A 20,837-nucleotide genomic window follows, 5' to 3' on the forward strand; every position below is an offset into this window, starting at 1 on the left:
TGTACTTACAATAGCCTATACACAGAAGCTACTCAACTGTACTGCCAAGGCCCTGAAGTAACTTTATTTTTCGTTTTGGTTTCATCATATATTTCTATTTAGTTTTGGTCATATAGGGGTGATTCCAAATAAGTCCCTTTCATTTTCGCGATCTACGAAAATACTGAGCATGTATACAGAATTAAGACCTTTATCTAATACACTGGATTTTCTTAATTTCATTTCAGCAAGAGCATTGAGGTACTTTGAATTTCATTTTTGTCTTTTACCAATTGGTCTGTATAGTCTGGCGATTTACTAATGAGAATAGTATTAATCTTGGCTGTATCCATGCGATCCAAAACGACTTTTCTAAAAGAGGTATCCAGATTTACGATATAAACCATTCCGATTATAGCTGCGATCAGAATGATTGCAGACTTAACGATGTAACGATTACGTCTTCTCATAGGCTATATCTCTCCATAGTTGTAGAGTTGATGAGCTTCAAGGCTTGATACCGACTGCAAGCATATGCGGGCTCATACCGATCACAGATTCCTGCTCTTCAACCTGCTGTGCTATATCCAGCAAACGGCTACGATGGGAAGGGATCGCCCACTTCTTTTCAAATCCGGGTGCAATCCAGCCGGGTCCTTCCACGCCCAGTACACGAGGCTTCGGCAATCCAGCCGCCTGCCAGTCTGCACGCAAGGCATCCGGTGTATGAAAGTAGGACCGTGTGATAAAAGAGGGATAGGCCGCCGGTCGTACATGCTGACCATCTGTCAGCTCCTGTCTAACCATATTCATGAACTCATCTTCCTCCACAATGGTATTGCGCTCGTCGTACACCGATAGTCCCCACAGTAGCGAGCCAAACCTGGAAATAGCTGAAGTAATCAGCGTTCCGCCCTTCTTTAAGACACGCGCCGCTTCTTGTAGTGCTTTTACTCGTTCCTTCTGTTCCGTTAAATGATATAAAGGTCCCATCAATAGCACGATGTCCGCGCTTTCATCTTTACGATGAAGATTTCTGGCATCCGCGGTTTCCAGCTTACTGATGATGGGGTTATTCAGTTGCTGCTGACGAGCGAATTCAATGGCTTGGGAAGATAGATCAAATAGATGAACTTCGTATCCCAGCTCCGCCAGCCACGAAGAATAGACCCCTACACCGCCGCCGATATCGTAAATAACATGAGTAGACTCGCTGAGATAACGTGAAATGATTTCTTTTGATCTTTCCAGTTCTATTTTTCCTATGCCTCGCTCTAACCTGCCTATTTCTGCACCGCCATCATAATAAGCCAGAATTTCATGCGTATCATTTTCAAGCATAGCGCACCTCATCTCAGGTGATTGGAATAATATAACATTATCACTTACATCATGAACAAGTCTACCGTATTTAGGATAAAGAAATCGTCGGAAGCATTGGGAAAGAAAAAGCTGTTCCCCAGTAGCTAGACCTACTTTTTGGGAACAACCCATATTTAAATGATGTTTGTTTCCAGCATCCCTTCGAGATCTTCTTTGGTGAGATGGTAGTGTGCATTACAAAAGTGGCAATGAGCTTCAGCTTGTCCATCGGTATGGATCATATCTTCTATTTCCTTATTCCCTAAGCTGATAATGGCATTGGTAACACGCTCTTCTGAGCAGGGACAATCAAATTGTACAGGCATGGTTTCCAGTATGTTCAGGTTGCTTTCTCCCAAAATCTGACCCAGAATCTGCTCTGGCGTAAGACCTTCCATGACCATTGCGGAGATGCTTGGAATGCTCTCAATGCGTCTCTCGATAAAACTGATAACTTCCTCCTGCGTATCTGGCATCAGCTGAATAATGAAACCTCCAGCCGCCTGAATAGAGTTATCCGGGTTAACAATAACTCCCGCTCCTACAGAAGAAGGGATTTGTTCGGATTGGACGAGATAAGATGTGAAATCCTCGCCCAACTCACCCGATATGAGAGGGACTTGTCCAACAAACGGGTGTTTTAAGCCGATATCTTTGGATACAATGAGCGCTCCATCTGTTCCTACAGCTCTGGCGACATCTAATTTCCCTATCTGATTAAGCTCGAAATGGGTTTGTGGATTTTTTACATAACCCCTAACTTCACCTTTGGAGTTGGTATCGACAAGAATAGTGCCGATAGGTCCGCCACCGTTGATTCTGATCGTCAGTTTATCCTCATCTTTAAGCATGGCTCCCAGCATGACGCCGACCGTCATAGAACGTCCCAATGCAGCCGATGCTGTAGGCCAGGTATAATGACGCCGTTGGGCTTCACTTACCGTTTCCGTTGTTCTCACGGCATAAGCCCGTACCTGATTATTGTAGGCAAGAGCTTTTACTAAGTAATCGTTCATGTTCATGTTCCTCTCTGATAATTAGTGTTCTTTACAAGACCATTTTTTCCTGAATCCAGTTTTCCAAAGAAGTAATTTTGGCATCATATCCTTCTTTAAAAAAGTCAGCGGATAGTGACGCGATGGTTTCCCTTTTCAGAACGGCCTTCCAGGAGGCTTCCGCTTCTTCCATCAAATTTGTCAGTAAACAACACTGATCGTCTTTCTTTAATTCAAGCATTTCGTTGTATATACCACTGGAAGAATAAAGGGTTTGTTGTCCCTCAATCGCTAGGTAAATATCAAATACCCGTATATCCTCAGGTTTTTTCTTTAATTTGAACCCGCCCTTGACACCAGGTACAGAAGTAATCAAATCGGAGCTAACCAATTTTCGTAACAGTTTATGAAAATAAGTAGGTGAAGCACCTAACTGCTGGCTAATGGCCTCCCCAGGTAAAACAGCTTTGTCCGGCAGCATCGTGAGTAGAAGAAGAGCGTAGACAGATTGTTCGACACCTGTTTTCATATGCACTAGCAATCACCTCAATATTTATAACCAGGCTAATGTGGATAACCATTATCCACATATTTGCATAATAGATGAGCTTATCATAAAAGTAAACTGATTTTTGATAAAAACTAAAAATTTAAATCATTTGCAATTCATAACGGGACACATTATTATAATTGACGTATCAATTGATAGGTCAAAGAATTAAGGCGTTGAGGGAAATACGTATAATAATATTTTGACAGGGGGTTTATATATAATGACTACGCGGAACGTTGCACTATCTATATTAGATCTTGCACCTGTCATTGAAGGCGGCACTCCTGCCGATTCCTTCCGCGACACGGTGGATCTTGCCCAGCATGCAGAACAATGGGGGTACCATCGGTACTGGCTAACGGAGCATCATAACATGCAGGCAGTTGCTAGTGCAGCTACGTCCGTGATCATCGGGCATGTAGCTGCACATACAAACAAGATTCGGGTCGGTTCAGGCGGTATTATGCTGGCGAACCATGCTCCACTCATGATTGCGGAGCAGTTTGGAACATTAGAGTCGCTCTATCCGGGACGAATTGATCTGGGACTTGGCCGTGCTCCAGGCACGGATCAACCCGCGATGAGGGCACTGCGGCGAGGGCTTCATAGTACTGGGGAAGATTTCCCCGAGCAATTGAATGAGCTGCGTTCTTACCTGAATCCAGCGCTAAGCGGAGCAGTTCCGGGAGTAAGAGCGGTTCCTGGAGAAGGGCTGGACATTCCCATCTGGTTACTGGGATCAAGCGGATTCAGCGCACAGCTGGCAGGTCAGCTTGGGTTGCCGTTCGCGTTCGCCAGCCACTTTGCCCCGACTCATTTGCTACAGGCTTTAGAGTTGTATCATCGCAATTTTCGACCATCTAAAGCACTGGATAAGCCCTATGTGATGGTCGGTGTTAATGTGCTTGTTGCAGATTCTGATGAGGAAGCGAAAAGGCTCTTTACATCACAAGAACAACAGTTTCTAAATGTGCTGCGCGGGCACAGCGGAGGACTGAAGCCACCAGTTGATGACATGGAGAAACTCTGGAGTGAGCAGGAAAAGGAGGCGGTTCGTGGTAATATGCTGGGGTATTCAGCCATTGGCAGTCCTGACACCGTCAAGCAAAAGATAGATTGGATTATAGACCAGACTAGAGCCAATGAGCTGATTACAACCTCTCAGGTATATGACCATCAAGCGCGCCTGCGCTCGTATGAGCTGCTAGCCAAAGTAATGCGAACAGACGATTAGTTGGTCAAACCATAAGGCCGTGCTGAAAAAGGTTCTCATAACCTGATCTGGCATGGCCTTATTATATTTTAAAGCTTATATTTACGAATCAAATAGGTTGGGGTCCAGCTCCACGCGTGACAGTAGCTGTTGATTAGATAGCTGCCGTAGGGTGAAAAGGCTTTGTTATGGGGATCGTACAACTCTCAGAACGTGTCCGCTCCATTCTGATGGGAGGCATACTGCTTTACCTGCAGGGATGTTATAAAGCCACCCTTCAAAAACCAGTGAGAAGACGATTTGGAAAACTGCGGGACTAGGTAAGCTAAAAGACTTAGAAATCCCCACAATTTGTAAGAATTTCTCCATTTGGAGGGTTGCGAAAATGTTGGAAAAGCGAGTCTATTCAGACATGGAATGTTGTTGTAACATAAAGTTACGCACCTTTCTTGTTGGCATGGTTGATTTGACACTTCCATGATACCAAACAAGTAAGGTGTTTTTTGTCAATACGGAAAAATTTATTCGATTTTTCCTTACTCACTCAAGGGGTTAGGCTGATTTTCTAGGTGCGAAAGTTGAGTTAATAATTTGTTAGATATGATTGTTTGTTTACCCACAAAATTTAGACATTTATTCAGTCAATCGGTCCGATCAAACCTCAACCTAATCAGCGGATATGACGGTGCTTGGAATTCGTGTATTCGCAGCCGTTGTTCATCACAAAAAATTATTGTTCAAAAGTTTGGTGGGATGAATTGAGCTAAAGAATTATATGATGAATGGTGAGAGTGGCGGCCGGAAGTCCAAACACTCCCAGCCTGACGAACCCGCCGTTCCTGCCACAGGATCACCTGCTTGCGAACCAGCGGAAGCCTTACAAATTTAAGAAGCTTTTCTAACCGTAGGAATGATTCAGCTATCCTGTACTAGAACATCGGCCATTGTAGCCACATATGTATACGGGAAACGCCTGTGGTGTACAGCTTTAGGGAGCAGCAACTTAAGAAAGGGTGAAAGTATGGAAATATTTAGTCAGCAAATTCAATCGCATACTAACCGGCGTCTTGCAGTAATTGATACGAAGTTTCCATGGAAGCTAAGTGGTTTTCGATATTGGGAGAACTTTAATATATTCGAGCAAAGGCCTGATACTTTGTTCTTTGCAACTGAACCTAATGATGATTATTTTCCTTCTAAAGTTTATCCTTTTTCTGATTTTATGAAAGTTGCAGTGTCTGAGGGGGTTACAGATGTATATTGTGTTTTCTTAAATTTAACACTTAGTTTGCTTGGGCATGGCTTTCTTCCGGATGGAAGTTATTTGCCAGGAGCAAATCCTAATCTAAATATTAAGCCATTCTTAGATGACCGAAATATTAATCTTCATGCTACCTTGTACCCTGGTGGCGGACTGGATCCATGGACAAAAAAAGAGTTTCTTTCCATTGCAGGACAGCATTGTTCGACCGTATTTACAAACATCAATGAAGTTATGGAATCGATTGTTGGAAGTATTTATTATCCCGTTGTGATTAATACCGACTTATATACATTCAAACAGAAGAAAGTTGAAATGCCTATACAGTTAACATTCTGTGCTTTTAATGCCATTAGAAAAGGTTTCCCCATTATGGCAGATGCATTTAATCGACTTACGGATGATTTTCATCTTAATCTAATTGGTGATTGGGAAGATCAATTACTTCTATTGAAAAATAAGAATTATACATTCTATGGCCTACTTTCCCCTGAAGAGTTAAAGTCAGTGTACGAAAGAACTCATATATTTCTAAATTGCAGTGTTCCGGATCGATTTGCTTTAGATGGTTTTCCAACTACGGCTGCCGTTGATGCGATATCGACAGGATGTGTACTTGTTACGACAAACCCCCGAAATGATAGATTTATTCTTGAGGAAGGAAAGGATTATTTTGAAGTTGAACCTAACGGGTACGCAATTTCTGAGAGGTTGTTTTGGATCCAGGATCACTTTGAAGAAGCGTTGATTGTTGGAAAAAATGGTTCTAATAAGATAAAAAGTAAATTTAATGCTAGTCAAATAGTGAAATCAAAGCTTGCTAACATATTTAAGTAATTTATAAATATTTGGGTTTTGACTATATTAACTCACGGTTTTCAGCTTTGAAGCAAGAGCTGCGAGAAGGGGATACCGCAAATCGATGGGGGTTTCATTATTTATGGAATGAGAAACAAAAGCAGGAACAATTTGAGGATTTAAAAAACAAATCTGTAAGAGTGTTGTAGCATGACGCAAGTGGTATTTGTAACAAGGATGAGGGCACCCCTTTCTCTTAGGGTGCTTTTTTTATGGTTTGGAATGATATAGGAAGGGGCAAATCTTTCATTTCCTTTCCTTGAGAGAGAATTAGGAGATTTCCAAAACTTGAGAACAACGAGTAGTTTGAGGCTCGATCGGACCGAATGACAGAATAAATAATATCTTGTTTTTTAATGGGTAAACAAACAATCATATCTAACAAATTATTAATATAATACATGGGAACTCCAGGTTCCTTTTCTATTTTCGTCCTAGTATTTTACTTGATTGCATGGAGTTATTGTTAATAACCAGTAAAGGAGGCGTTAACTTAATGGCAATATTAACAACTGGTCCTATTGAGAACAGTCCTGTTGGTGGGGTCAGGCCGATCCAACAGGTCACTGTTAAAATGGTAAACCGTGACTTAGTCAATTCTTCAACAATATTAATTCAGGGATTCATTTTAAATGGTTTACGAACATTACATGTACTAGAACAAATAGCTTTAGCCCCCAATGCAGTTGTTACGAGAAATTATCTAGCGAACTTCGACGCATATGAATTCGTTTTTACCACAAGCGGTTTGGCAGAAGAAAGTACTGATATTTCTGTTTGGGGAAAAAACGGGAGTGGTACAATCATTGGTGCTCAGCGTATTGTTGCGGATGAGCAGTTAGAGTCTTAAAACTCAACAAATGCACAGAGGTAAAGCCACAATCATATCACATGTTTTAGAAATAAAATAGAGGGAACATGATCTTGAGAAAGACCTCATTGTTTACAAGAAAAGCTTGCTTTTACTAGAAAGGAGGGAATATCTAAATGGCAGTATTATCTACTGGACCCATTGCAAACGATCCTGTTCTAGGAGTCAGACCCACCCAACTGGTCACAGTAAAAATAGATAACCGAGATTCTGTAAATTCTTCTACTGTTTTGATCGAGGGTTTTATTTTAAACGGCAGTAGAACAGTATATGTACAACAACTAGTTGTAGTGGGACCAAATGCGGTTATAACTAGGAATTTCTTTGCAAATTTAGACGCATTTGAATTCGTGTTTACCACAAGCGGACCAGCAGTGAATGAAACTCAAATTTCTGTTTGGGGTAAAGATGCATTGGGGCAATTAGTACCTGCGCATCGGTTAGTATCTGATGAACTTTTAGGAACCGATCAAGGCGTCCAAGGACCTCAGGGTGTTCAGGGAGCCCAAGGCGACCAAGGACCTCAGGGTGTTCAGGGAGCCCAAGGTGACCAAGGACCTCAAGGCGTTCAAGGCGTGCAAGGTGACCAAGGACCTCAAGGAGTTCAAGGACCACAAGGAGACCAAGGACCTCAAGGAGTCCAAGGCGATCAAGGACCTCAAGGAGTTCAAGGTGTTCAAGGCGACCAAGGACCACAGGGTGTTCAAGGAGTTCAAGGCGACCAAGGACCTCAGGGCGTCCAAGGCGACCAAGGACCTCAGGGCGTTCAAGGCGACCAAGGACCACAGGGAGTTCAAGGAGTCCAAGGCGACCAAGGACCTCAAGGAGTTCAAGGAGCCCAAGGCGATCAAGGACCTCAAGGAGTTCAAGGAGCCCAAGGTGATCAAGGACCTCAAGGAGTCCAAGGCGACCAAGGACCTCAGGGTGTTCAAGGAGTCCAAGGCGACCAAGGACCTCAGGGTGTTCAGGGCGTACAAGGTGACCAAGGACCTCAGGGTGTTCAAGGCGTCCAAGGCGAACAAGGACCTCAAGGAGTTCAAGGACCTCAAGGAGTTCAAGGACCTCAAGGAGTCCAAGGCGATCAAGGACCTCAGGGTGTTCAGGGCGTACAAGGCGACCAAGGACCTCAGGGTGTTCAGGGCGACCAAGGACCTCAGGGAGTTCAAGGCGACCAAGGACCTCAGGGTGTTCAGGGAGCCCAAGGTGACCAAGGACCTCAAGGCGTTCAAGGCGTGCAAGGCGACCAAGGACCTCAAGGTGTTCAAGGCGTCCAAGGTGACCAAGGACCTCAGGGTGTTCAAGGAGCCCAAGGCGACCAAGGACCTCAGGGTGTTCAAGGCGTGCAAGGCGACCAAGGACCTCAAGGACCACAAGGTGACCAAGGACCTCAAGGCGTTCAAGGCGTGCAAGGTGACCAAGGACCTCAAGGACCTCAGGGCGTTCAAGGCGTACAAGGTGATCAAGGACCTCAGGGCGTCCAAGGCGACCAAGGACCTCAGGGCGTTCAAGGCGACCAAGGACCTCAGGGAGTTCAAGGAGTCCAAGGCGACCAAGGACCTCAAGGAGTTCAAGGAGCCCAAGGCGATCAAGGACCTCAAGGAGTTCAAGGAGCCCAAGGTGATCAAGGACCTCAAGGAGTCCAAGGCGACCAAGGACCTCAGGGTGTTCAAGGCGTGCAAGGCGACCAAGGACCTCAAGGAGTTCAAGGACCACAAGGAGACCAAGGACCTCAAGGAGTTCAAGGCGTGCAAGGCGACCAAGGACCTCAGGGTGTTCAGGGCGTTCAAGGTGACCAAGGACCTCAGGGTGTTCAGGGAGCCCAAGGCGACCAAGGACCTCAAGGAGTTCAAGGCGTGCAAGGCGACCAAGGACCTCAGGGTGTTCAAGGAGCCCAAGGCGACCAAGGACCTCAGGGTGTTCAGGGAACCCAAGGCGACCAAGGACCTCAAGGAGTTCAAGGCGTGCAAGGCGACCAAGGCCCTCAGGGTGTTCAGGGCGTACAAGGCGACCAAGGACCTCAAGGAGTTCAAGGCGTCCAAGGTGACCAAGGACCTCAAGGAGTCCAAGGCGATCAAGGACCTCAAGGAGTTCAAGGCGTGCAAGGCGACCAAGGACCTCAAGGAGTCCAAGGCGATCAAGGACCTCAAGGAGTTCAAGGTGTTCAAGGCGACCAAGGACCACAGGGTGTTCAAGGAGTTCAAGGCGACCAAGGACCTCAGGGCGTACAAGGTGACCAAGGACCTCAGGGTGTTCAGGGCGTACAAGGTGACCAAGGACCTCAGGGAGTTCAAGGCGTACAAGGCGACCAAGGACCTCAGGGTGTTCAGGGCGTTCAAGGTGACCAAGGACCTCAGGGTGTTCAGGGAGTCCAAGGTGACCAAGGACCTCAAGGCGTTCAAGGCGTGCAAGGCGACCAAGGACCTCAAGGTGTTCAAGGCGTCCAAGGTGACCAAGGACCTCAGGGTGTTCAAGGAGCCCAAGGCGACCAAGGACCTCAGGGTGTTCAAGGCGTGCAAGGCGACCAAGGACCTCAAGGACCACAAGGTGACCAAGGACCTCAAGGAGTTCAAGGCGTGCAAGGTGACCAAGGACCTCAAGGAGTTCAAGGCGTACAAGGTGACCAAGGACCTCAGGGTGTTCAGGGCGTCCAAGGCGACCAAGGCCCTCAGGGTGTTCAAGGAGCCCAAGGCGACCAAGGACCTCAGGGTGTTCAGGGAACCCAAGGCGACCAAGGACCTCAAGGAGTTCAAGGCGTGCAAGGCGACCAAGGACCTCAGGGTGTTCAGGGCGTACAAGGCGACCAAGGACCTCAAGGAGTTCAAGGCGTCCAAGGTGACCAAGGACCTCAAGGAGTCCAAGGCGATCAAGGACCTCAAGGAGTTCAAGGCGTGCAAGGCGACCAAGGACCTCAAGGAGTCCAAGGCGATCAAGGACCTCAAGGAGTTCAAGGTGTTCAAGGCGACCAAGGACCACAGGGTGTTCAAGGAGTTCAAGGCGACCAAGGACCTCAGGGCGTACAAGGTGACCAAGGACCTCAGGGTGTTCAGGGCGTACAAGGTGACCAAGGACCTCAGGGAGTTCAAGGCGTACAAGGCGACCAAGGACCTCAGGGTGTTCAGGGCGACCAAGGACCTCAGGGTGTTCAGGGAGCCCAAGGTGACCAAGGACCTCAAGGCGTTCAAGGCGTGCAAGGCGACCAAGGACCTCAAGGTGTTCAAGGCGTCCAAGGTGACCAAGGACCTCAGGGTGTTCAAGGAGCCCAAGGCGACCAAGGACCTCAGGGTGTTCAAGGCGTGCAAGGCGACCAAGGACCTCAAGGACCACAAGGTGACCAAGGACCTCAAGGAGTTCAAGGCGTGCAAGGTGACCAAGGACCTCAAGGAGTTCAAGGCGTACAAGGAGACCAAGGACCTCAAGGAGTCCAAGGCGATCAAGGACCTCAGGGTGTTCAAGGCCCTCAAGGAGTTCAAGGCGATCAAGGCCCTCAAGGAGTCCAAGGCGATCAAGGCCCTCAAGGAGTCCAAGGCGATCAAGGACCTCAGGGTGTTCAAGGCGATCAAGGACCTCAGGGCGTACAAGGCGACCAAGGACCTCAAGGCGTCCAAGGCGACCAAGGACCTCAAGGAGTTCAAGGCGTGCAAGGTGACCAAGGCCCTCAGGGTGTTCAAGGACCGCAAGGCGACCAAGGCCCTCAGGGAGTTCAAGGCGTACAAGGCGACCAAGGACCTCAAGGAGTTCAAGGCGTGCAAGGCGACCAAGGCCCTCAGGGTGTTCAAGGACCGCAAGGTGACCAAGGACCAGCTTAAGGTCAAGGTATATTTAGAGGACTCAAAAGTTATTTATAACTTTTGGGTCCTTTTTTTGTCTTAAGTTCATGTTTGCAGTCCTGCTGTAACAAAAAAAACCTTTGTCGAAGTCTCATGGAAATGATTCAGAGAGACTTCGACAAAGGTATTGGAAAATAATTGTTGGCTAATATTCTAATCAGCCTTGTTGTAATTTACGGCAACACAACCACTTTCTCTTTGCAGGACGCAATAAATTTTCCATATTGAATACAAGTTTCTAATGAATCATTTGGCTCCATAGGCCACCATCGTATGGCTCCCCTGGGAGCTTTGGAGGCATAGGTTTCGATTTCTGATGGAATTCGACCTACAACCACAATTTCGATCTCCCTAAAGTTGTTTTCAATGCCCTTTTGGAGCGTTTTAATTAATTGGGTGTGCTCTATTTCAGGACAGGAATGGGGGATAGGGAACAATATCGAGAATTTAGAAGTATCTTCTTGAATAACGTGAGCAGATTTCCGGGCAGGATCATCCGTAGAAGTCTCCCATATACGACGATAAGGCAATTGCTGTGGTAAATCGAGTTCTTTCAGTCTCATTTGTATCCTTTGAAAATAGCATCTATTTAGTTCCCCTACATGAACCTGAATCTGCTTATTTCTTAGGAATGTAGTGTTATTCCCATGTTCGTTACGATATTGGATATATATCAAATCGGGGATGTTTGCAAATTTAGTGCAAAGAAACGTCCGGACCAGCATATCGTAATCATCTGCAACCAGTAGTTCATTGCGATGTCCCCCGATCAGATGATAACAGTCCCTTGTCCACGCACGGGGATGATTGGGTAAACCGACCAAATGTCGAATGGTTTTGCCATTAATGGTCGTATGTTTTTGTACATTTTGCCATCTGTTCATTTCATGCAGCCAGACTCGATAATGAACACTGTAGCCAAAGCCACAATCCCAGCCATACCAATGTGCATGATTGCTCCCTGCATACACTTCAGCACAATCCCCATAAACAAAGCCACAGTCAGGGTTTTGTTGAAATGCTTTGACGATTTTCTCCAGGCAGTCAGGAGTTAGCTCATCATCATGATCGACTTCTACCAAAATTTCCCCTGTACATAGACCTGCTGCAAACCTTTTGATAGCCCCTATATAACCATTGCGGGAATCCTGGCGATATCTCCGCACACGGTGATCCTCTAAAGGGAGTAAATACTCCTTGTACGTTTCATCTTCATCACCGGAATCATCCACGATTACCCATTCCCAGTTCTTGTAGGTCTGCTTCAATAAAGATTGATAAGGTCGTTGAATTTTTTCCTTTGATCTGTAGCTGGCAGTAAAGACGGATATTAAAGGTGTGTTTGAAGAAAAATGTGTAGGAGGAATCGTTCTATTCTCCGGAAGAGGATCTGTTGCCTTAAGCCAGCAGAAAAATAAATGCATAGGTTGAATTTCGTCAGGTGATTGGAAGTGTAACCAGCGTTTTTTTTCGTGACCAGGCAATGCTTTTAGTGCTGAAAATTCTCCCCACTCTTCTCCGATCGAGACGTAAACCCGAGGTTTTTGGAGGCTATTGTCTATAAGTGGCTGATCAGCCTCATACAAGTTTATTGTAATGTTATTTTCTTCCAATCTATCTATCAATTCTTTTACATGATCCTTTAAAACCTTCTTCGATACAAATAAATGAGTTGTCAGTAGCGGAGTGAAATTCAATGACATGATCATTCCCCTTTACCAGTTTCGAACATCAACGAGAGGGAGGTGCCGTTCAGACGTAAGCTATTGTTTTTATTGAAACAACCATTTTCCTGGCATCATTTTATTTCCCAGTAGTATATATGTATGTGTATGTGTTCGGGGATGTGAGAAAAATACCAGCCCATATGAACATAGCGAATAAACCGTTTGAAACCTCCGTCGTAAACACCGAAGCATTAAAGAAAGGTGGAGTAAGTGTGGAATGCCCATTAGTAAGTGTAGTTATACCTGCATATAACCGGCCGCATACACTAAAAATCGCCATCGACAGTGTATTGGAACAAACTTACCCGAACATCGAAATTATTATCTGTGATGACAGTACAACGAATGAAGTACAAGAAATGATTGATTCTTATTTAGATTCTTTTCCCCAAGTTAAATATTATAAAAATGATAAAAATCTTTTTCTTGGAAATTGGCATAAATGTTTTGATTTGGCATCAGGTGAATATATCAATTACTTGATGGATGACGATATGTTTCATAAAGAAAAAATAGCAAGGATGCTCTATTTTTTTGAAAATTTTGAAAACATCACACTGGTTACCTCGTATCGGCAAACCATGAATGAATTAGGGGCTATTCTCCCACCGCTCTATGCAACGGAAAAGTTATACGAAGAAACAAGGATAATGGACGGAAGAATGTTGGCAAACGTTGCATTAACTCGTTGTTTAAATGTGATTGGTGAACCTACAACAGTGTTTTTCAAAAAAACAGATCTTATCGAACGGTTTGGAGTTTATAAAGGGAAACAGTATTCTCTTCTTAATGATTTAGCTTCCTGGTTGAACTTACTATCCAAAGGAAAAGCAGTTTATATTCCTGAAGCGCTAAGCTATTTTCGAATACATCCCAATCAAAATAATCAAACGCTTGGTCAAAATGCGTTCACGGAATGGTTAGATATTATGATTGCCTCGAGAGATGATGGATTTCTTGATACCAACGATTTGTTTAAAACTGCACTTCATTCTTATCATGAACGTATAAAAGGCCGTCCACAATTTGTTGCAGATATCAAGCGAATTGAAATGATATTAAAAACATTGGAATCCTAACTTGCTCATCCCATGTGCAAAGGAGGCTTGGCTTATGTTTGAAATTCCCTTCTTACGACCTAGTTTAGTAAAAAAGGAACGATTTATTGCTAATTTTGAGAAAATAGAAGAGACGCGAATTTACTCCAATTATGGCCCCTTAAATAACCTGTTTGAAGAGCGGGTCATTGCGCAAGTGTTTAATGGAATCGGTTCGGCTGTGACTGTTAGTAACGCTACCATCGGCTTGATTTTGGCTATCGCTCACAGCAAGCGACCACAGGGCAAATATGCAGTTATGCCAAGTTTTACTTTTGCTGCCACCCCACTTGCTGCTGAGTGGTGCGGGTTAGAACCCTATTTCCTTGACATTGAACCGGAGAATTGGCAAATGAATAGGGAGCAGTTAGAGCAGGCAGTCAAGCTGCTGGGAGATGAGATTGCGGTAATCGTTCCTTATGCCACTTTCGGTACAGCCATTGATTTGTCTGTATACAATAAGCTGCAGGAGCAAGGAATTCCGGTAGTCATTGATGCTGCTGCCAGTTTTGGGACTATATCTCCCGAGGAAGCCACCCATTTTGGTAAAGGCTTTGGAGGGGCCGTAGTATTCAGCTTTCATGCCACCAAATCTTTTGGTATCGGAGAGGGTGGATTGGTATACAGTTTGGACCAGGATCTCATTAAGCGAATTCGTCAGGCGGGGAATTTCGGTTTCTCCAGCAGCAGGGAGTCTGTCACCCAAGGTCTTAACAGTAAGATATCCGAGTATACCGCTGCTATCGCTTTAGCTACTCTCGATCACTTCAAAACTGTACGGGAGAATAGAAGGACGATCTACGAATATTATCTTCAAGAACTGCTCCAAGCAGACTTATTAGAACGAGGATGGTCTGTACAAAAAACACAAGGATCGGTTGTCCATCAATTTATCCCTATTCTTAGTCCGGATTCACACACGAATCAAGAGGTCGTTAAGTTATTAGCCTCTAATTCAATAGAAGCCAGAACCTATTTTTCTCCGGCGTGCCATCAGCAGAAGCAGTTCCAAAGTTATCCCCGGTCTACTCTTCATGTTACCGAGCATATTACCAAACATATTGTCAGCCTGCCCTTGTGGGAGGAACTGGATGAGATTATCGTTCGAAGAATTGTAAATGTTCTAAGAAGCTTGGGAAGAGAGACAGCCAGATGAGGAAACTCGTGATTTGGGGATCGGGCGGACATGCCAGGGAAATTAACTGGTTATGTGAAGAGTTAGGAGTTCGAGTGATAGGATTCTTAGACGAACGGCCTGAGACGAAAGGGCAGATCGTAAATGGGATTCCTGTACTGGGGACGTTGACCGACATTAAAGCGTTAAAATATGAGGTGGAACTGATATGTGCGGGAGTGGGTGACCCAGCATTAAAGAAACGATTCGCTTATCATACAATTCAATCGGGATTTCGTATCGCAGCCCCGCTAATACATCCGCGTGTTCGTTTGTCTCGAAGAAACACCATTGGAGAGGGAAGTATGATCTTTGAAGGGGCTGTCCTGTCGGACAATATTAAGATCGGACAGCATGTGATTATCAATCGGAGTGTTAACGTGAGTCATGATGCGGTTATTGGCGATTATATAACCATAGCCCCTGGTGTGAATTTGGCAGGTAACGTAACCATAGATGAGGGGGCCTATATCGGCGTCGGTGTCTCGGTACGGGAGAGATGTCACATTGGTTGTTGGTCTATGATAGGTGGAGGTGCCTTTGTTAAAGATGATATACCCAGCTTTACCATGGCTGCAGGGGTACCAGCAGTCGTTAAAAAACGACTTGATATTCCCTGAGTAGTCTTTCTTTGGACGGAGCGTATTCGATTTGTAGTAATATGCTTGGCAATGAAGTGATTTACCTACCAAAAGGCCGTGCCGGAAAAGGTTCTCATAACCTGATCCCGGCGCGGCTTTTGATTAATGTACACATTTTACAGATGGATAAAAATTAAAATTTATTTTTGATTATTTTTGTATTGCTTATTTTCAAATCAAAACAAAAGTGTTATAGTCTCCATAAATAAAGAATAACCACTGTAATAAAGCCTTTCAAAACTAAAACTAAACTTGGAGGTCTTTTTCCTATGGTACAAAGTCTGTGGAATTCTTCACAAGCATCTGAGCAAAAAAACACGCTGGAACAGCTCGTATACCGTTCTAACCTGATTGGCACAGATAGGAGTGTGTGCAACTGGGGAGGCGGCAATACTTCGGCCAAAACAACGATACAGGATTTCCGCGGACGTGAAGTGGAAGTGATGTACGTCAAGGGCAGCGGTTCAGATCTTGCAACAATGAAAGCGCATAACTTCACAGGGCTTCGTATGGAGGATATTCGTCCTTTATTTGAAAGAGAAGATATGTCTGACGAGGATATGGTCGCATATTTGGCGAACTGTATGATAGATGCCAAGCATCCACGGGCTTCAATTGAGACGCTATTGCATGCTTTTCTGCCTTTTAGACATGTCGATCATACACACCCGGACGCGATTATTAGCTTGTGCTGTGCGCACAACGGCAAGGAAATCGCTAAGGAAATTTTCGGTGACAGTTTTGTATGGGTGCCTTATATCCGTCCTGGATTTAAGCTGTCGAAAATGATTGCCCAAGGTGTACTCGATCATCCACAAGCTGAATTGGTATTGATGGAAAAGCATGGTCTGGTTACGTGGGGAGACACATCCGAAGCGGCTTATGCCAAAACGATCGATATCATCCAAGAAGCAGAAAGCTATATTAAAGCCCGTCAAGAGGAAAAGCAGGCGTTTGGAGGAACAAAATATAAAGCGCTTACTTATGAAGGACGCCGTAGCATTGCATCTCAAGTTATGCCGTCGATTCGGGGAGCGGTCAGTGATGAGAAAAAGATGATTTTAACCTTTGATGATGCAGAAGATGTGTTGGAGTTTGTGAACGGCCGGGATTCTGCTGCTTTATCCCAGGTCGGGGCTGCGTGCCCGGATCATCTGGTCCATACCAAGATGAAGCCACTCTATGTAGATTGGACACCGGATGTGGAGGATGTAGAGGGCTTGAAAGTTAAGCTTGCCGAGGGTATAGCAGCTTATAAGGAGCAGTATCAAGCTTATTTCGAGCGCAATCGGCTTGAAGGGGATGTTATGTTTGAGGCTGCGCCACGTGTAATTTTGGTTCCGGGTGTTGGTATGATCAACACAGGTAAAAGCTGGAGCAATGCGCAGGTAAGCGGTGCTCTGTACCATCGGGCTATTGCTGTTATGCGAGGGGCAACGACGTTAGGAGAGTTTGTTTCACTCAGTGAGAACGAGTCATATAACGTGGAATATTGGCCGCTGGAGCTTTATAAGCTGTCACTTGCGCCAGCAGAAGTTGAATTTTCCCGTAAAATTGCGTTCATTACAGGTGGTGCAGGCGGAATTGGCAGTGCAACCGCACGTCGTTTGGTGGATGAAGGCGCACATGTCGTACTGGCAGACCTGAATCTGGAAGGCGCGCAAAAGGTAGCCGCAGAGATCAATAGTAGCTACGGAGAAAACTGTGCCATTGCCGTAAAAATGGATGTGACGCAGGAGGAGCAAATTCAGGCTGCCTATGCAGAAACGGCATTGACCTATGGCGGTGTAGATATCATCGTCAACAATGCAGGCCTTGCTACATCCAGTCCGTTCGATGAAACATCGTTAAAGGAATGGAATTTAAATGTGAATGTGCTGGGAACGGGTTATTTTCTGGTTGCACGAGAAGCGTTCAAGCTCATGAAGGAGCAGACACTTGGCGGCAGCATGGTGTTCGTCGGCTCCAAAAACTCGGTCTACGCAGGTAAAAATGTAACGGCCTACAGCTCGGTCAAGGCGCTTGAAGCGCACTTAGCCCGTTGTATTGCCGCAGAAGGTGGTGAATATGGTATCCGTGTGAACACCATTTTGCCGGATGCCATTCTGCAAGGCTCGGCAATCTGGAACTCCAACTGGCGTAATGAACGCGCCACTGCCTACGGCATTGAGCCCGACCAGCTGGAGGAGCATTACCGCAAACGGACGACGCTGCTGGTCAATATTTACCCGCAGGATATCGCTGAGGGCATTGCCTTTTTCGCCTCATCCAAGGCAGAGAAAACGACAGGTTGTATGCTGACCATCGACGGCGGCGTCCCCGCTGCCTTTACACGCTAGCCGAATTAAAATGAACCTGGGTAAGCGATAGACTCATTTCAACGGCTCAACACTTAGGATTATAACGAACTAATTTAATGTACTAATCTATTTCACTAATCCAAGCCACATGTTATACACACACTAACACTTTAAAAATAGAAGTGACTTTATGGGTGGTCAGCAGCGGAGCGATCGGAAGAACAATCCGCACGCGAAGCGATCTCCCATAACTCACTTCATTTTTCCAAGGAGGAACCATGATGAGTGACAAAGCGTACGCCTTATTCGAGGAACAACAGCAACAACGAGGCATTGACCTGGAGCGAGTAAAGGCAAAGCTGAAAGCGCTTAGCATAGAAACACCATCCTGGGGATATGGCGACTCAGGTACACGATTTAAAGTCTTTCAGAAAACGGGCGTGCCGCGTGATCCGTTCGAAAAGTTAGAGGATGCGGCGCAGGTTCATGCCGTGACAGGCTTATGTCCATCCGTTGCCATTCACATTCCGTGGGATAAAGTAGACAATTACGGCAAGCTTCGCAGTCATGCGGAAAGCCTCGGTCTGCGGATTGGGGCCGTGAATCCTAATCTGTTTCAAGACGAGGACTACATGCTCGGCAGTGTCACCAATGTAGACCCGGCCATCCGCCGCAAGGCCATCAACCATTTGCTAGAATGCGTAGATATTGCGAAGGAAACGGGCACGAACGACTTTAGCTTATGGTTCGCAGACGGAACGAATTATCCCGGTCAGGGGGACATTCGCAAACGGAAAAATTGGATGCTGGAAGCGCTCAGTGAAATGTATAAGGCGCTCACATCTGACATGCGCATGCTGATTGAATACAAGGCGTTCGAGCCAGCCTTTTATCATACGGATATTGCCGATTGGGGCATGGCGTATAATTACGCAACCAAGCTGGGGCCGCAGGCACAGGTGCTGGTGGATACTGGGCATCATCTGCCGGGAGCCAACGTGGAGCATATTGTGGCGTTTCTAATTGATGAGAAGCGATTAGGTGGTTTTCATTTTAATAGCTACAAATATGCGGATGATGATCTGATCGTGGGCTCCGCGAATCCGTATGAACTGTTCTTGATTTTTTATCAAATTTTAAATGCGGCTCAGGATGTGGATAAAGATATTCGGCATACGGTGGACAAAATTGCTTATTTGATCGATCAGTCGCACAATATTGAGCAAAAAATTCCGGCGATGATTCGTTCGGTGCTGAATGTGCAGACTCAATATGCGAAAGCGCTCCTAATTAATCATGCAGAAGTGGAGGAAGCATCGAGCCGCCAGAATGTGCTGGGTGCAGAGGATGCTGTGCGACAAGCGTTTGAGTTTGATGTGGCACCATTGCTCAGAGCGATCCGTGAAGAGCAAGGCTTACCAGCAGACCCGATGAAAGCTTACTTAGCGTCTGAGTATGGCACGCAGATTTTGCAAAGAGGCAAGGGTGGTGCAAGCTGGTGAGTATCCTCGCTTATGATTTGGGGGCAAGCAGTGGCAGGGTTCTACTCGGAGAATTGACGGATTCACGTATAGTGGTGGAGGAAATCCATCGCTTTTCGAATGATCCGGTCAAGGTTGGGGAACATCTGCACTGGGATCTGTTGCGTCTGTATCACGAGGTTCAGCAAGGATTGATCAAAGCCAAGCATAGGGGAGTGAATCCATCCAGTCTAGCGATTGACTCCTGGGCGGTCGATTTTGGACTGATCGGAGAAACTGGAGAATTGCTGGGCAACCCTTATCATTATCGGGATTGGCACACCCATGGGGTAATGGAAGAAGTACAGGAACGGCTGGGAAAAGAGTTTATTTTCCAGCGCACAGGCATTCAGTTTTTGACGTTTAATACCATTTATCAGCTGGCTGCTATGCGAAATGCGAGTTCACCGTTGCTGGAGCAGGCAAAGCATTTCTTGATGATTCCAGATCTGCTACGGTATTTTCTGACAGGTGAAATGTACAATGAGTTTTCCAATGTGACCAGCACGCAATTATATAATCCGTTGCAGCAAAAATGGGATGATGAGCTTTTGTCTGGAATCAACATTCCTCATTCCTGGTTTGGTGAGGTGCTGGAGCCAGGAAATGTTGCAGGAACGATCCGCTCGTCGGTTATGAACGATTTGGGCATTGGAGCGATTCCTGTGATTGCAGTAGCAGAGCACGATACGGGATCTGCTGTGGCTGCCGTGCCTGCGCTGGAGCGCTCGTTTGCGTACTTGAGCTGTGGAACATGGTCCCTGATGGGAACGGAAACGGCACAGCCTGTAATCAATGACGATACGCTTCGTTTTAATTTTACGAACGAAGGTGGGGTCAGTCGAACTTACAGGCTGCTTAAAAACATCATGGGCTTATGGATTTTACAGGAGGCGCGTAGGGAGTGGGAACGGCAGGGGTACTCCTATTCCTTCCCTGAACTGGTTCATATGGCAGAACAGGCTCCAGCATTCACTTCTTTGATTGATCCGGACGATGAACTATTTCTGCACGCCGGGGATATGAGAACACGAATTCGCCAATATTGCCGCAATACCCGACAGCCATTGCCCGAGACGCCGGGAGAAATCACGCGTTGTATTTTGGAGAGTCTGGCGTTAAAGTACCGTTACATTTTGGAGCTTACAGAACAGGTGTCAGGACAACGGTTTAATGGTTTACATATGGTCGGAGGAGGGATTCAAAATCGCTTGTTGTGCCAATGGACGGCCAATTCGATTCAAAAACCAGTGTGGGCGGGACCTGCAGAAGCGAGCGCAATCGGCAATCTTGCGGTACAATGGATGACACAGGGAAAGTTCGCCGATATATGGGAAGCCCGCTGGGTCATCGCGAATTCTATTTCCGTGGAGGAATATGAGCCTGCCGAATCAGAAGCGTGGGAGGATGCCTATGGGCAATTCCGGCGGGTAGCGGGACTTTTTGTACATTAAAGATG

At 45.9% G+C, this 20,837-nt stretch carries 15 protein-coding genes; 10 read left to right on the forward strand and 5 right to left on the reverse strand.

Annotated elements, in window-relative coordinates:
- Positions 1–218: 218 nt before the first annotated feature.
- The 4 genes from MLD56_RS11210 to MLD56_RS11225 form a co-directional block, all read right to left on the reverse strand.
- Positions 219–449: a hypothetical protein gene (locus MLD56_RS11210; protein WP_029519170.1), complete on the reverse strand. Its 231-nt coding sequence runs from the start codon at positions 447–449 to the stop codon at positions 219–221.
- Between the two features lie 37 nt (positions 450–486).
- Positions 487–1,320: a class I SAM-dependent methyltransferase gene (locus MLD56_RS11215; RefSeq protein WP_029519171.1), complete on the reverse strand. Its 834-nt coding sequence runs from the start codon at positions 1,318–1,320 to the stop codon at positions 487–489.
- Positions 1,321–1,475: 155 nt separating this feature from the next.
- Entirely contained in the window at positions 1,476–2,357 is an 882-nt protein-coding gene (gene hslO, locus MLD56_RS11220) for an Hsp33 family molecular chaperone HslO (RefSeq protein ID WP_029519172.1), read from the reverse strand.
- A gap of 31 nt (positions 2,358–2,388) precedes the next feature.
- The gene (locus MLD56_RS11225) at positions 2,389–2,865 is read right to left on the reverse strand and encodes an Rrf2 family transcriptional regulator (protein ID WP_080658677.1); all 477 of its coding nucleotides are present in this window, start codon (positions 2,863–2,865) and stop codon (positions 2,389–2,391) included.
- A gap of 244 nt (positions 2,866–3,109) precedes the next feature.
- Here MLD56_RS11225 and MLD56_RS11230 point away from each other — a divergent pair, with 244 nt between their 5' ends.
- The 4 genes from MLD56_RS11230 (at position 3,110) to MLD56_RS11245 (ending at position 10,962) form a co-directional block, all read left to right on the forward strand.
- On the forward strand, positions 3,110–4,123 hold the full coding sequence (locus MLD56_RS11230; protein ID WP_241113503.1) for an LLM class flavin-dependent oxidoreductase: 1,014 nt from the start codon (positions 3,110–3,112) through the stop codon (positions 4,121–4,123).
- Positions 4,124–5,123: 1,000 nt separating this feature from the next.
- Positions 5,124–6,200, forward strand: a complete 1,077-nt coding sequence (locus tag MLD56_RS11235) for a glycosyltransferase (RefSeq protein ID WP_080658678.1) — start codon at positions 5,124–5,126, stop codon at positions 6,198–6,200.
- 517 nt (positions 6,201–6,717) lie between these two features.
- On the forward strand, positions 6,718–7,071 hold the full coding sequence (locus MLD56_RS11240) for a hypothetical protein (RefSeq protein ID WP_029519178.1): 354 nt from the start codon (positions 6,718–6,720) through the stop codon (positions 7,069–7,071).
- A 513-nt stretch (positions 7,072–7,584) separates the two neighbouring features.
- Positions 7,585–10,962: a BspA family leucine-rich repeat surface protein gene (locus MLD56_RS11245; RefSeq protein ID WP_241113504.1), complete on the forward strand. Its 3,378-nt coding sequence runs from the start codon at positions 7,585–7,587 to the stop codon at positions 10,960–10,962.
- 130 nt (positions 10,963–11,092) lie between these two features.
- Here MLD56_RS11245 and MLD56_RS11250 read toward each other — a convergent pair whose 3' ends face one another.
- Positions 11,093–12,622, reverse strand: a complete 1,530-nt coding sequence (locus MLD56_RS11250; RefSeq protein ID WP_029518456.1) for a glycosyltransferase — start codon at positions 12,620–12,622, stop codon at positions 11,093–11,095.
- A 236-nt stretch (positions 12,623–12,858) separates the two neighbouring features.
- On the opposite strand from MLD56_RS11250, the gene MLD56_RS11255 reads away from it, so the two are divergent.
- From MLD56_RS11255 to rhaB, 6 genes are all read left to right on the forward strand, one after another.
- A complete protein-coding gene (locus MLD56_RS11255) occupies positions 12,859–13,725 on the forward strand; it encodes a glycosyltransferase family 2 protein (RefSeq protein WP_029518455.1) in 867 nt (288 codons plus the stop codon).
- Between the two features lie 34 nt (positions 13,726–13,759).
- Positions 13,760–14,899 (forward strand): DegT/DnrJ/EryC1/StrS family aminotransferase, encoded by a 1,140-nt coding sequence (locus tag MLD56_RS11260; protein WP_029518454.1) that lies wholly within the window; start codon positions 13,760–13,762, stop codon positions 14,897–14,899.
- A complete protein-coding gene (locus MLD56_RS11265; RefSeq protein ID WP_029518453.1) occupies positions 14,896–15,537 on the forward strand; it encodes an acetyltransferase in 642 nt (213 codons plus the stop codon). The genes MLD56_RS11260 and MLD56_RS11265 overlap by 4 nt, the downstream gene beginning before the upstream one ends.
- A gap of 290 nt (positions 15,538–15,827) precedes the next feature.
- A complete protein-coding gene (locus MLD56_RS11270; RefSeq protein ID WP_029518452.1) occupies positions 15,828–17,897 on the forward strand; it encodes a bifunctional rhamnulose-1-phosphate aldolase/short-chain dehydrogenase in 2,070 nt (689 codons plus the stop codon).
- Positions 17,898–18,139: 242 nt separating this feature from the next.
- Positions 18,140–19,360, forward strand: a complete 1,221-nt coding sequence (gene rhaI, locus MLD56_RS11275; RefSeq protein ID WP_029518451.1) for an L-rhamnose isomerase — start codon at positions 18,140–18,142, stop codon at positions 19,358–19,360.
- Positions 19,357–20,832: a rhamnulokinase gene (rhaB, locus tag MLD56_RS11280; protein ID WP_029518450.1), complete on the forward strand. Its 1,476-nt coding sequence runs from the start codon at positions 19,357–19,359 to the stop codon at positions 20,830–20,832. Before rhaI ends, rhaB begins: the two co-directional genes overlap by 4 nt.
- Positions 20,833–20,837: the final 5 nt, after the last annotated feature.

The sequence above is a fragment of the Paenibacillus peoriae genome (assembly GCF_022531965.1).
GTDB lineage: Bacteria > Bacillota > Bacilli > Paenibacillales > Paenibacillaceae > Paenibacillus > Paenibacillus polymyxa_D.